The sequence below is a fragment of the Pararhizobium sp. IMCC3301 genome, from assembly GCF_030758315.1.
In the GTDB taxonomy this organism is placed as follows: Bacteria; Pseudomonadota; Alphaproteobacteria; order Rhizobiales.
In genome coordinates, this window is sequence record NZ_CP132336.1 from 2381740 (window position 1) to 2395388 (window position 13649).

Annotated in this window: 13 protein-coding genes; 4 read left to right on the forward strand and 9 right to left on the reverse strand. The window is 54.8% G+C overall.

Going from position 1 to position 13649, the window contains the following annotated elements:
- Positions 1–83: 83 nt before the first annotated feature.
- The 9 genes from RAL88_RS11555 to hemE all read right to left on the reverse strand — a co-directional run bounded on the left by RAL88_RS11555 (position 84) and on the right by hemE (position 10111).
- On the reverse strand, positions 84–857 hold the full coding sequence (locus RAL88_RS11555; RefSeq protein ID WP_306263513.1) for a Bax inhibitor-1/YccA family protein: 774 nt from the start codon (positions 855–857) through the stop codon (positions 84–86).
- Positions 858–1076: 219 nt separating this feature from the next.
- Entirely contained in the window at positions 1077–1970 is an 894-nt protein-coding gene (locus RAL88_RS11560; RefSeq protein ID WP_306263515.1) for a ParB/RepB/Spo0J family partition protein, read from the reverse strand.
- A gap of 19 nt (positions 1971–1989) precedes the next feature.
- Positions 1990–2850: a ParA family protein gene (locus RAL88_RS11565; protein ID WP_371932089.1), complete on the reverse strand. Its 861-nt coding sequence runs from the start codon at positions 2848–2850 to the stop codon at positions 1990–1992.
- A 65-nt stretch (positions 2851–2915) separates the two neighbouring features.
- Positions 2916–3671 carry a 16S rRNA (guanine(527)-N(7))-methyltransferase RsmG gene (gene rsmG, locus RAL88_RS11570; RefSeq protein ID WP_306263517.1) on the reverse strand — a complete coding sequence of 252 codons (756 nt, stop codon included), beginning with the start codon at positions 3669–3671 and terminating at the stop codon, positions 2916–2918.
- Complete coding sequence (mnmG, locus tag RAL88_RS11575; RefSeq protein ID WP_306263519.1) at positions 3643–5496, reverse strand: tRNA uridine-5-carboxymethylaminomethyl(34) synthesis enzyme MnmG; 1854 nt, start codon at positions 5494–5496, stop codon at positions 3643–3645. The genes rsmG and mnmG overlap by 29 nt, the downstream gene beginning before the upstream one ends.
- Positions 5497–5599: 103 nt before the next feature.
- Positions 5600–6976, reverse strand: a complete 1377-nt coding sequence (mnmE, locus tag RAL88_RS11580) for a tRNA uridine-5-carboxymethylaminomethyl(34) synthesis GTPase MnmE (RefSeq protein WP_306263521.1) — start codon at positions 6974–6976, stop codon at positions 5600–5602.
- Positions 6977–7058: 82 nt separating this feature from the next.
- Positions 7059–8324 carry a transcription termination factor Rho gene (gene rho, locus RAL88_RS11585; RefSeq protein WP_306263524.1) on the reverse strand — a complete coding sequence of 422 codons (1266 nt, stop codon included), beginning with the start codon at positions 8322–8324 and terminating at the stop codon, positions 7059–7061.
- Positions 8325–8638: 314 nt separating this feature from the next.
- Positions 8639–9067: a protoporphyrinogen oxidase HemJ gene (gene hemJ / locus RAL88_RS11590; RefSeq protein WP_306263526.1), complete on the reverse strand. Its 429-nt coding sequence runs from the start codon at positions 9065–9067 to the stop codon at positions 8639–8641.
- Between the two features lie 9 nt (positions 9068–9076).
- Positions 9077–10111 (reverse strand): uroporphyrinogen decarboxylase, encoded by a 1035-nt coding sequence (gene hemE / locus RAL88_RS11595; RefSeq protein ID WP_306263528.1) that lies wholly within the window; start codon positions 10109–10111, stop codon positions 9077–9079.
- 518 nt (positions 10112–10629) lie between these two features.
- Between hemE and RAL88_RS11600 the strand changes: the two genes are divergently transcribed.
- From RAL88_RS11600 to coaE, 4 genes are read left to right on the forward strand one after another with little or no spacing between them, the layout of a single operon-like run.
- Positions 10630–11466, forward strand: a complete 837-nt coding sequence (locus tag RAL88_RS11600; protein WP_306263530.1) for a pyruvate, water dikinase regulatory protein — start codon at positions 10630–10632, stop codon at positions 11464–11466.
- Positions 11463–12083, forward strand: a complete 621-nt coding sequence (locus tag RAL88_RS11605) for a Maf family protein (RefSeq protein ID WP_306263532.1) — start codon at positions 11463–11465, stop codon at positions 12081–12083. Before RAL88_RS11600 ends, RAL88_RS11605 begins: the two co-directional genes overlap by 4 nt.
- 19 nt (positions 12084–12102) lie before the next feature.
- Positions 12103–12978 carry a shikimate dehydrogenase gene (locus RAL88_RS11610; protein WP_306263534.1) on the forward strand — a complete coding sequence of 292 codons (876 nt, stop codon included), beginning with the start codon at positions 12103–12105 and terminating at the stop codon, positions 12976–12978.
- Entirely contained in the window at positions 12975–13619 is a 645-nt protein-coding gene (gene coaE, locus RAL88_RS11615) for a dephospho-CoA kinase (RefSeq protein WP_306263536.1), read from the forward strand. Before RAL88_RS11610 ends, coaE begins: the two co-directional genes overlap by 4 nt.
- The last annotated feature ends 30 nt before the right edge of the window (positions 13620–13649 follow it).

The window sequence follows — 13649 nt, forward strand, 5'->3', positions numbered from 1 at the left end:
TGTTCAGCACACCTAGAGTATCCGAATCAAAAAACGCGGCCGGTTGGGCCGCGTTCCTGAAATATTTAAACTGGCATCTCTTGCTAATTGCGATTTCCGAACAGATGCAGCAGCATGATGAACATGTTGATGAAATCCAGATACAGTCTCAAAGCACCCATGATAGCCTTGCGACCGGAAACGGTCCCGTCATCATTGACATTGTACATTTCCTTGATCTTTTGCGTGTCATAGGCAGTAAGCCCTGCAAACACCAGCACACCAATGACCGAAATGGCGAATTGGAGCGCACTTGACTGAAGGAAAATATTCACGACCGCCGCGATGATGATGCCGATCAGGCCCATCATCAGGAACGATCCCCAGCCCGACAGATCCTTTTTGGTCGTGTAGCCATAGAGGCTGAGACCCAGGAAAGAGGCAGACGTCACGAAGAATACCTGCGTGATGCTTTCTGGTGTGTAGATCACAAAAATCGACGACAGCGACACACCAACCAGCGCAGCATAGGCCCAGAAGGTCATCTGCGCAGCACCGACACTCATTGTATGAACGCGGAACGACAGGAAGAATACCAACCCCAGAGGAGCCAGCATCACAACCCAGCGCAATGGCGAGGTAAACAGGGTCACACCGAAATCGGTGAGCATTTTGCCATTTGGCAATTGTGCGGCAGCCGAGCCCGCATCACCTGTTGTTGCCATATTGGCAAACAGCAGGGCAGCAACACCCGTCAGCGCAAGGCCGATGGCCATGTAGTTATAGACCTTAAGCATGTAGGCGCGCAGGCCTTCATCAATGCCAGCTTGGGTTTGGACGCCGGCTTGCCCAATTGTACGACGATTAATTTCAGCCATTATTTCCTCTTAGAAACAAATTAAGAGATGGGATGAGCAACCCCGGTTAAAACTCTCCAGTAATATGGTGGTATTTTGCCGTAAGAACAAGACCATAGAATCGGAATCGCAGATCAGCGGGCTGGCGCCGTGCTGCTGCCCTGATTTTTCCCGGCAGGCTTCAAGCGCAGTACTGGATCGCCTGTTCCGCGGACGTTTCCGGCAGAGCCGGATTGGCGTCTATTGCCTCAGTCTGGCGGTGATAAAGTCGAGTTGGTCCAGCGTCTTGTATTTAACGCGCAACTCGCCGCCGCCATTTGGCTTGTGTCTGAGATCAACCACCAGCCCGAGGACTTCTGACAAGCTGTTCTCCAGCGCCTGTGTGTCAGCATCCTTGACGGACGAGGCTGCCGCAGACCTGGTTGCACCGGAAGCAGAACCACCACCGGCGGTGCGCGCCAGAGTTTCCGCAGCGCGGACACTCATATGGCCCTCAACGATTTGCGCCGCAAGGGCAGCCGGATCGTCCGCTGTCACCAGAATTTTAGCATGACCAGCGGTGAGATCACCCGCCTGCAGCAATTGCTGCACATGATCGGGCAGCTTCAGCAGCCGCAATGTGTTGGCAACATGGCTGCGGCTCTTGCCGATAACACTGGCAAGATCCTGCTGGGTATAGTCAAACCCGTCGAGCAATTGCTGATAGCCGCGAGCCTCTTCGATCGGGTTGAGGTCAGCCCGCTGGACGTTTTCCACAATGGCGAGTTCAAGCGCTTCCTTATCACTAACCGCTTGAATTAAAACAGGTATTTCATGAAGGCCGGCTTGTTGCGCAGCCCGCCACCGGCGCTCGCCAGCAATGATCTCATAGCGGTTCTCGCTGATCGGCTGACCCGGCTGCGGGCGCACCAGGATCGGCTGCACAATGCCCTTTTCACGCACGGATCGAGTCAGATCTTCCAGATCGTCCGCTGCAAAACTGCGTCTGGGATTATTTGGATTGGGCGTGACGAATTCAATTGGAACGCGGCGTTGCGACCGGGCCCGTTCGACCGCTTCTGCATCTGTGTCCACATCCCCCAGCAGGGCCGCAAGGCCGCGGCCAAGGCGCTTTCTGGAAATATCGTCTGCCATGATAAGGGCTCTTTTGCTTTTAGGCCGCACGAAGGGTGCGCTCTCGTTGGATGATTTCCGAGGCCAGTTTCATATAGGCCTGACTGCCGCGGCATTTCAGATCATACAGCAGCACCGGCTTGCCATAGGATGGCGCTTCGGAAACACGGACATTGCGCGGAATAACCGTATTGTAAACCTTGTTCCCCATATGGGCGCGGACATCTTCTGCCACCTGGTGAGACAGATTGTTGCGGTCATCCACCATGGTCAGGACCACACCGTGAATCGACAATTTGGGATTGAGGGTGCGGCGCACCTGCTCCACGGTGGACAGCAGCTGGCTCAAACCTTCCAGGGCAAAAAATTCGCACTGCAATGGTACCAAGATGGCATCGGCGGCCGTCATCGCGTTGATGGTCAGCAGATTGAGCGATGGCGGACAATCAACAAGCACATAGGTATAGGCCTCGCCTGTCGCGCCCGGTTCCAAATTCAGACCGTCAATCGCGCTGCGCAGCCGGTGGGTCCGGTCCGGCATTTGCGCAATCTCCAGCTCAAGCCCGAGCAGATCGAGCGTCGAGGGCGCAACGTCAAGACGCGGCACTGACGTCGGCATCGCCGCCTCGCTCATGACGGCATCGCCGCACAGCACGTGATAGGTTGAGCATTGCCGGGTTTTGCGGTCAATTCCAAGGCCGGTGCTGGCATTGCCCTGGGGGTCCAGATCGACAATCAGCACACGCTCGCCAATCGCTGCCAAGGCTGTGCCCAGATTGATGGCGGTGGTGGTTTTGCCGACACCACCCTTCTGATTCGCCAGAGCAAGAACCCTTGGCCGCGCCGCAGTCAGATCCGCAACCGGCCTGTCTGCGCCGTCTTGTGTGGTTTTTTGGTCCATCAACACGATTATTTCACCCAAAGTAGAAGCAAATTTACGTCAGCTGCATCAAGCCAGGCAGTCGTTCACCTGCGAATTTGCAGGTTCGAAATGGCAAGAATCACACTGCTCTCATCCAGTTGACTTTGGTGTTGTATCACATCGAAATCCCAATATTTAGATGCTTTTTCAATTTCAGACGCAAAATCTTGTCCCTTGTGGACAAGTGCACATGTTTTTGGTCCCATCAGCGGAGCCATCAAATCACACAGTTTTGGCAAGGGCGCCAGCGCCCTGGCAGTGATGATATCGGGAACATGAGGCAGATGCGAAATCGGTACGGACTCGATTCGATTATTTATGATGATAGCCGGTCGGGCTGTTTCACGTGAAACAGCCCGCAGGAAGGCACATTTGCGGCCATTGGCTTCGATCATTGTCACTGATCCCACCGGCAGTTCTTGCCCCGACAAAGGGCGTCCCAGCAACACCACTGCACCTGGCAGACCGGCTCCGCTGCCAATATCAAGCCAGTGGGCGTTGACAGGAGCGTATTGCAGTAATTGATAACAATCAGAAATATGGCGCTTCCAGAGCCCGTCCAGGGTCGAGCCAGAAACAAGATTCTTTGCCCGCTGCCATTCGATCAGCAAAGCTGCATAACGCTCGAGCCGGGCCATGACATCCGGTTGAACATCATAAAACTGCTGGAAAGCTTCACGCTCTGCCACGCCGCCGTTCATCGCTGGTATCTCGCCGCCACAGGAAATTTGGAACGCGGCACTGCCGATCCCGCGCGCCATACACAACACATCAGGCTGCGGTGCCACGCCGTTTGACATAAGCCAGCAACAAAGTCAGCGCAGCCGGTGTCACGCCTTCAATACGCGACGCCTGTCCCAGTGTCGCGGGTTTCGCAATCGTCAGTTTCTGACTGACCTCATTGGAGATACCCGGCAACTGGCTGAAATCAAGATCCATCGGTAAGGCAATTTGTTCATCCCGTCTGAAAGCGTGAATATCAGCCTTCTGCCGATCCAGATAAACCGCATATTTTGCTTCTGTTTCCAGCTGTTGTTTTAATCTTGGGCTAAATCCCGCAATCTGCGGCCAGAAGTCGATCAGTGATTCCAGTGATACAGTCGGATAAGACAGCAACCCAAACAAATCCCGGCGCCGCCCATCCTGGTTGATCTTGATTCCGGCTCTTGCCAGAGCAGACGGCAGCACGTCGATAGATTGGGCATGTGCCACGGTTGTGGCAAACTCTGACTGCCAGGCACTGTAACGGCGCCAACGCCCATCGCCCACAATCCCGCAGGCATAACCTTTCTCCGTGAGGCGGAGATCGGCGTTGTCTGCCCGCAACGACAAGCGGTATTCAGCGCGCGATGTGAACATCCGATAAGGTTCGGTCACACCCCGTGTTGTCAGATCATCACACATGACACCCAGATAGGCTTCCGACCGGTCGAAAATGATTTCGCTCGCGTCCCCGGCTTTCCGCGCTGCATTCAGTCCGGCAATCAGTCCCTGGCCGCCAGCTTCCTCATAGCCGGTGGTGCCGTTGATCTGCCCAGCCAGATAAAGACCGGGCAGTGCGATGGTTTCCAGTGTCGGCTTTAACTCACGCGGGTCAACATGGTCATATTCAATTGCATAACCAGATTGCAAAATATTGACCTGCTCAAGCCCGGGAATGCTGCGAACAAATAGATCCTGGACGTCACGAGGCAGGCTGGTAGAGATGCCATTGGGATAGATCGTATGATCGGTGAGACCTTCCGGTTCCAGAAAGATCTGATGGTGATCCCGCTCGGCAAAGCGCACAATCTTGTCCTCGATCGACGGGCAATAACGCGGGCCAACCCCTGAGATCTGTCCGGAATACATCGCCGATTTCAACAGATTATCAGCGATAATCTTATGGGTTTCCGGAGTTGTCCGTGTGAGATGGCAGGTTACCTGCGGCGTTGTGATCTCATCATTCATAAACGAAAACGGCACTGGTGTTTCATCGCCGGGCTGCTGCTGCAGCTGCCCCCAGTCAATGGTCCGGCCATCCAATCGCGGAGGTGTCCCGGTTTTCAGGCGGCCAAGTTTGAAGCCGTGGGCCAGAAAGGATTGCGCCAGGCCGATGGAAGGTGCCTCGCCAACGCGCCCGGCCTCAACGCGCTCATTTCCCATATGGATCAAGCCACGCAGAAACGTTCCCGTAGTGATCACCAGAGCAGCGCAGTGCAGCGTTTCGCCAGTGTCCAACAGCAAGCCGCTGATGCCGGCGGAGTCGGTCAGGATCTGCTCTGCCGAAGCTTCAATTACTCTGAGACCGGCCTGAGCAGTGATTTCCCGCTGCATAGCCCTTTTATATAATCCGCGATCAATTTGCGCGCGCGGACCCTGCACTGCCGGGCCTTTGCGCTGATTGAGCATACGGAACTGAATGCCGGCCTCATCCGCCACACGGCCCATCAATCCATCCAGAGCATCAATTTCGCGCACCAGATGTCCCTTGCCAAGCCCGCCGATGGCGGGATTGCACGACATTGCCCCGATCGTATTAAACGAATGTGTGACCAGCGCCGTTTTGGCGCCAAACCGCGCCGACGCAGCGGCGGCTTCGCAGCCCGCATGCCCGCCACCGATTACGATAACATCAAAGCGCATTGTCACTTACCCGCGAGACCGGGTCCCGTTCTAAAGATTATCTTCAAGTGTCAGCAAACCTGGCCGGACATTTCGTCTCAGGGCCGGTCCGTTGGCGACAGTATCATTTGCCGATACAGAATTCAGAAAAGATATGGCCGAGAATATCCTCAACGTCAATCCGGCCAAGGATCTGCCCCAGGGCATCTGAAGCAGTTCGCAGATACTCGACCCGGATCTCCAGCGGCAGATGGTCATCCCCCGCCTGCGTCAGCGACTCCACGCAACTTTGCAAAGCCAGCCTGTGCCGGGTGCGCGTGATCAGTGGATTGTTGCGGTTTTCCCCACTGGTCAAATCAGAAACGGAACCGAATCGAATAAGTGCAGCAATCAGCGCATCCAATCCTCGCCCATCCTTGATCGATACACCAATTTCGTCAGCCGCTTCAACCTCAAAGGTTCCACCTGTCCGCGCCGTATCGATCAAATCATATTTGGTCCGCACCTTCAGAACAGGTGGAAAATTAGTGTCACTCTCCGGGTCAAATACGACATGAGACCCCGGTTGATCAGCCGGGCAGAGCGACAGAACCAGATCCGCTTGACGTGCAGCTTCTTCCGCGCGCCGCATGCCTTCCTGTTCAATTGTATCCTCGCTTTCCCGCAGCCCAGCCGTATCCGAAAGGATGACCAGTTGATCCCCGAGATTGAGCGACACCGTTAAAACGTCCCGTGTAGTCCCTGGAATCTCGGTAACAATGGCAACATCCTTTTGTGCAAGGGCATTCAACAGACTGCTCTTTCCGGCATTAGGTAGACCAATGAGAACCACCCGCAATCCATTACGGATGATTTCGCCGCGCCGGCCATCATTCAGATGCTGTTCGATCTGCCGCGCCAGTGACAGCGCATCTTCAGAGACGTATTCCGCGACGGAACCTGGTACGTCTTCTTCATCGGAAAAGTCAAAATCTGCCTCGACAGAAGCGCGAAGGATCAACAGGGACTGCCGCCAGCTATCATACAGCGTGCGCAGACTACCGGAATACTGACTCAGGGCTTGGCGGCGCTGGCTTTCCGTCTGTGCTGCGAGCAGATCACCAAGGCCTTCGATCTCGGTCAGATCCATCTTGCCATTTTCAAACGCCCGGCGGGCAAATTCCCCCGGTTCTGCCATCCGCCAATTGCGCAAGGTACCCAATTGCTGAAATACGGCATTCAGGACTGCAGCGCTGCCATGAAGATGGAACTCTACCACATCTTCACCGGTGAAACTGGCGGGTCCAGGAAACCAGAAGACCAGCGCCTGATCTATGGGATCGCCGTCGCTGTTGCTGAGGACGGTCAAGTGCGCCCGCCGCGGCACAGTTTGTTTCACGTGAAACACTTCAAGCGCGGATGCAGCATCACGGCCACTGATGCGCACAACCGCCACGCCACTTGGCGTAGCGCCACTGGCCAGGGCAAAAATCGTATCTCGGAACAATGCGGTATCAGCCATCACAATGCCTGAATGTCAAAAATCCTGACCGGATTGACATAGTTACGGGGACGAATCGAATCCGGCTCGCCCTTGTATCCAATCAAGTATTCATGGAATCAAAGAAATCTTCATTGGATTTTGTCTGTTTCAGCTTATCGAGGAGGAACTCAATTGCGTCAACTGTCCCCATGGAAGACAGGATACGGCGCAGTACAAACACTTTCTGCAGCTCGGCTTTACCCATCAGCAGATCTTCTTTCCGCGTGCCGGATTTCAGAATATCCATCGACGGGAAGGTCCGCTTGTCAGCAACTTTTCGATCCAGCACCAGTTCCGAGTTGCCGGTGCCTTTGAATTCCTCAAAGATCACTTCGTCCATACGGCTACCGGTATCAATCAAAGCCGTCGCAATAATGCTCAGCGAGCCACCCTCTTCGATATTACGAGCCGCGCCAAAGAAACGCTTCGGCCTTTGCAGCGCATTGGCATCGACACCCCCAGTCAGGACCTTGCCGGAACTCGGCACCACCGTATTATAGGCCCGGCCCAGGCGCGTGATCGAATCCAGCAGGATCACGACATCGCGGCCGTGTTCGACCAGACGCTTGGCCTTTTCAATTACCATCTCCGCAACCTGAACGTGGCGTGTCGCCGGTTCATCAAAGGTCGATGAAATTACTTCGCCATCAACTGAGCGCTGCATGTCCGTCACTTCTTCCGGCCGCTCATCGATCAACAATACAATGAGATAGCATTCCGGATGATTGGCGGCGATTGAATTGGCAATGTTCTGCAGCAGCACAGTCTTACCGGTGCGTGGCGGTGCCACGATAAGAGCACGCTGACCCTTGCCCAGCGGAGCCACCAGATCAATCACCCGACCAGACAGATCCTTGCGTGTCGGATCATTGATCTCCATCCGAAATCTTTCATCGGGATAAAGCGGCGTCAGATTATCAAAATGGGTCTTGTGGCGCGCCTGATCCGGATCAGCAAAATTGATTGTATTGACGCGCAGCAGCGCGAAATAACGCTCACCATCTTTGGGGCTTCTGATATGCCCTTCAACCGTATCCCCGGTGCGCAGCGAAAATCGGCGAATCTGTGAAGGCGAAATATAGATATCATCAGGACCAGGCAGGTAATTCGACTGTGGCGAGCGCAAAAAGCCGAAACCATCCTGCAGCAATTCCACAACGCCTTCGCCTATGATTTCGACTTCTTCCTCAGCCAGTTGCTTTAAAATCGCAAACATCAGCTCCTGCTTGCGCATCGTGCTGGCGTTCTCGATATCATGCCGCTCTGCCATCAGCAGCAATTCAGTGGGGCTGGTCAGTTTCAGATCGGAGAGTTTCATCTCGGCCATTTGTGTGTTCAAATCCTTGCGCGGCGCTCGCGCATTAATCGGTTAATAAATCTGTTGTGAAAGTTGCAAACGAGCCCAGCGAACCAAACAACCATGCCACATCTGGCACCAAGCCTGTTTCAGTTGATTAAGTCGCTTTTGTGTTCAAGAGCCATGCGTGCGGATGAACATTCTGTTACGTTTGTGAAAGCGCCCCTAATCGGGCCAAAGGTGGGTTTTTCCTGAAATAGCGATAAATCCGCCGATTCACAAGAGCTTTTTGAATTTCATGCAAATTCAGCCCATTTAAAACAGCCCGTAAAACAGCCCGCAACCTAAAACGGCTTGACCACCACAAGGATGACAATCCCAACCATTATCACCGCAGGAACTTCATTGATAATGCGGAAATAACGCTCAGAGTGCCGGTTCTGATCGGAAGCAAACTGCTTCACATGCCACGCCAGCCGAAAATGCACTGCGCTCATCAGGATCACCAGCAGCAACTTGCCATGCAGCCAATAGGTACCGTCACCCAGATAGCCGCCAGCCCCAATCAGATAGAGCCCCAACGCCCAGCTGACAAGCATCGCCGGCGTCCCGATTCCGCGTAACAACCGCCGTTGCATGATCTTGAAGGTTTCCGATTGCTCACTCCCGGCCGCCGCTGAACAATGATACACCATCAACCGTGGCAGGTAGAGCAATGTCGCCATCCACGAGATCACCGCTAAAATATGGAAAGCCTTCAGCCACAAATACATCTGAAATTCCTAACCCGCACGAACCTGTTCAATCATCGCTGATACGTGATCCACCGGGGTTTCCGGGGTAATACCATGTCCCAGATTGAACACAAACCGCGCACCTTTGGCAGCGTCCAGAATATCGCTGATCCCCTCATGCAGGGCGGTACCTCCAGCCACCAGCCGGGTCGGATCAAGGTTACCCTGCAAAACCACACTGGAACTCAACTGCTGTTTCGCCAATGCCATCGGATAGGTCCAGTCAAGCCCGACACAATCAATCCCGGTCTCCCTCACGTAACGCTCATAATGCAGAGAAGCGCCCTTCGGAAACCCAATCACGGGCGTGCCGGGATGACGTGCTTTCACACCGGCAACAATCTGTTTCATTGGCTCAAGGCAAAACTCGATAAAATCAGCTTCTCCAAGAATCCCCGACCAGCTGTCAAACACCTGAACCGCATCTGCGCCGGCCTCAATCTGTGCCGACAGATACTCAATCGACATCGCGGTCAGCACTTCAATCAGATCACGAAACTCCGCCCTGTATTTATGAACAAAAACCCGTGTCGGAGCCTGATCCGACGTCCCCCGCCCAGCCACCATATATGTCGCAACCGTCCAGGGCGCACCGCAGAAACCAAGCAATGTGGTCTCTGCCGGCAACGCAGCGCGAATATCACTGACCGCCTGCAAAACCGGTTGCAGGTGATCCAAAGCCCCATTCAGGCTAAGCGCTACAATTTCTCCAGGATTGATCGGATCCAGCCGCGGCCCGACACCACTTTCAAAACTGACTTTGCGGCCCAACGCATCCGGCACAACCAGAATGTCGGAAAACAGGATTGCGCCGTCAAACCCAAACCTGCGGATCGGCTGCAGCGTGACTTCTTTGGCAAATTTCGGCGAATAGCACAAATCCAGAAATGAACCCGCTTCCGCTCTGGTCTTCCTGTATTCAGGCAGATATCGTCCAGCCTGACGCATCATCCAGATCGGAGGCGGCCAAAGCGCATCGTCTTCAGGGCCACTTTGTAAAACCTGCAGCAGGCACTTGTTCATAGATGATCCGATAGGCCACCGGGGCAGTGGCAAAGGTTTGAATTTCCGACTTGCGACAGCGTTCTGTCTAGCACAGGCGCTGATCGTTTCATTCCCCAAAAATTCCCTAATAAAGTCTTAATTTCTTATTGTTTATATTATTTGTCTGTGAGTAACGGGGATTCAATGACACTCACACTTTTCCCGGCTCTTACCTGAAATTATCTCATCTTTCAAAGCGGCTATAACCCCAGCCTGAATTCCCCGAACACTGAGGAGATCAAATTTCACAATCATTAACAAAACCTTAACCGCCACTTCAAATCGAATAAATTGTGGAATAAAGTTGGACAAACCTGCACAACTCTTTATCCCCGCACTTCATCCGGTGAAACCGGGAATTTTACACAGAGCACAATTTGTTAATCTATTATTAACCATCGGCAACAAGCTGCGCCGCTGGACATTTCGCCAGGACTTCTCCAAAACTCATTCATGATTCGTCAACAGGGTTCGCCCACAGTTTGTGGATATCTTACGTGAAAAAATCCACCTTCTTCCATCTGCACCTGGTCTCGGACGCCACCGGTGAAACTTTGATCAATGTCGGCCGTGCGGCTGCCGCGCAATATGATTCCGCCCAGGCGCGGGAGCATATCTACACTATGGTGCGCAGCGAAAAAGATATCACGAAGGTGGTAGCCGAAATCGAAACCGCACCGGGCATCGTCCTGTATACTCTGATCGAGCCGGAACACGCAGCCATGCTGGAGGAGAGCTGCCGCGAGCTCGGCGTTCCGGCGCTGTCGGTTCTGGACCCGATTCTAAGCTTGTTTCAGACCTATCTCGGAGCCAAATCAGCCAAGCGGGCAGGGGCGCAACATGCGCTTGATACCGAGTATTTCCGCCGCATCGATGCTCTGAACTTCACCTTGTCCCATGATGATGGCCAGCTCAGCAACGAGCTTCATGAAGCTGACGTCATCCTTCTGGGAATCAGCCGCACATCGAAGACACCAACCTCGATTTATCTGGCAAATCGCGGCATCAAGGCGGCCAATATTCCGCTCGTTCCCGACGTTCCGCTGCCTGATGCCCTCGACAAGATGTCAACCGCGTTCATAGTCGGACTGATTGCCAGTCCCGACCGGATCGTGCAGATTCGCCAGCACCGACTTTTGTCGATCAATGCGGATACGAAGGACACAGCCTATATCGACAAACACGCAGTGGCCGAAGAAATTGCCCTGACGCGCCGGCTGTGTGCCCGCCGTGGCTGGCCGATTATCGATGTCACGAGGCGATCGATCGAGGAAACCGCCGCCGCAATTCTGACGCTGTACAACACCCACAAGACAAGACAGGAAACACCATGACAACCACTTATGGGGAATTTCAGCACGCCCCTCTTGTCCTCGCCTCCAAAAGCCCGGCGCGCGCGGGCCTGTTGCGCGCTGCCGGTCTGAAAATAACAACAGCCGAGGCCGATATCGACGAGCGCAGTGTCGAGGCCGCCGTCGGAAGCGACCTTGAAGGCGAGGATCTTGCTCTGATCCTGGCTCAGGCCAAAGCTGCTAATGTCGCGCCCCAATTCGCTGATACCCACATCATAGGCGCAGATCAGACCCTGACTTGCGAGGGTCGGATTATTCACAAAGCCGAGGATGATCAGGACCTGCGCAAGAAACTGCTGTGGCTCAGCGGCAGGACGCATACTCTCAGCGCCGCGCTGGTGGTTGTGTATAATGGCGAGACGGTCTGGCAGCATACTTCCCAGGCCCATATGACAATGCGCATATTAACGCCCGAATTTGTTGGCCGATATGTCGCAGCAACCCGCCCGGATTCGCTCGACAGTGTCGGAGGGTATCAGCTGGAAGGTCCCGGCTCACAATTGTTCGACAGCATAGATGGTGATTATTTCACCATTCTCGGATTGCCGCTTCTGCCCTTGCTGGCCTGGCTGCGGTCCGAGAAAATCCTGATATCATGAGTGTTGCGGCTCCGAATCGATGACCGGGTCTCCTGACATACGAGCCTGCGTGATCGGGTTTCCCATCACCCACTCCCGTTCACCGCAGTTGCATACCTATTGGCTCGACCAATATGGCATTGATGGATGTTACGCAGCCGAATCAATTGCGCCCGACGGACTGCCGGATTTTCTGCTGTCGGTGAAGCAGGACGCAGCAGGTTATTGCGGCGGCAATGCAACCATTCCCCACAAGGAGGCTTTGCTGGCGCTGGCCGACAAGGCTGATGCGACCGCGCGAATTCTGGGTGCGGCAAACACCTTCTGGTCCGAACATGGCGCACTCCATGTCAGCAACACCGACACATACGGATTTCTCGCCAATCTGGACGCCGCAGTGCCGCAATGGGATCGGCGTCCCGCGGATATCAGCCGCAAAGCCGTCGTGCTGGGCGCCGGCGGCGCTGCACGAGCAATTGTGTTTGGTCTGATCAGCCGCGGCTTCACTGAAATCGTCCTCGCCAATCGCACACTGTCGCGAGCCGAAAAGCTGGTCGGGCATTTTGCCGCAGCCGCAGAACAGCAGAATTGCCGACTTCTGCCGTTGACACTTGCGGATGCCGAGGCCGCTCTGGTCCACACGGATCTGCTGGTCAACGCAACCAGCCTTGGTATGGTGGGTCAGGATGAGCTAGAGATTTCACTCACCCGGCTTCCGGTCAGCGCGGTCGTGACCGATATCGTCTACACACCTCTGCAGACCGGATTGCTGTCAGCTGCACAAGGCCGGGGCAACCGCACAGTAGACGGACTGGGTATGTTGCTGCATCAGGCCGTGCCCGGCTTTGAAAGATGGTTTGGCATTCGCCCGCAGGTCACAGAGGCATTGCACCGCCATATGCTGCAGGATCTATGAACGATCTCAAAACCGGGCCTCAGTCAAATCCCCCTGCCGGGCCGGGCCGGCAGGGTGGCACAACTGTGCTCGGTCTGACCGGCTCCATCGGCATGGGTAAATCAACAACGGCGGAGCTGTTCCGGCAGGAAGGCGCTGCGGTATTCGATGCCGACGCAGCAGTGCATGAGCTGTATTCCGGACCTGCCGTTTCGCCGGTCGCTGCCAGATTTCCCGATGCGCTCCGGGACGCAACGATTGATCGGGAGGCATTGGCCCGCCTTGTTGTCGGCGATCAGCAGGCTTTGTCCGATCTGGAAGCAATCATTCACCCTCTGGTGCGCCAGGCGGAGCTTGATTTCATCGCGCAGCACAAGAGCCAGGGCACAGAATTCGTCGTTCTCGATATCCCCCTTCTGTTTGAAAGCAATGGCGATGAGGTGTGTGACAAGACGGTGGTGGTCAGCGCACCGGCAAGGGTCCAGCAGACCAGGGTTCTGGCACGCAAAGGCATGACCAAGGCGCGGTTCGACCAGCTCCTGTCCCGGCAGATGAGCGATGCGGAAAAGCGCGCCAGAGCGGATTTCATTGTATCCACCGACAAGGGTCTGAAGGATGCAAAGCGCCAGGTTCTCGACATTTTGAGCCAGTTGCGCAAATGATTCACGTGAAACAATCGCCTCCACTGGACA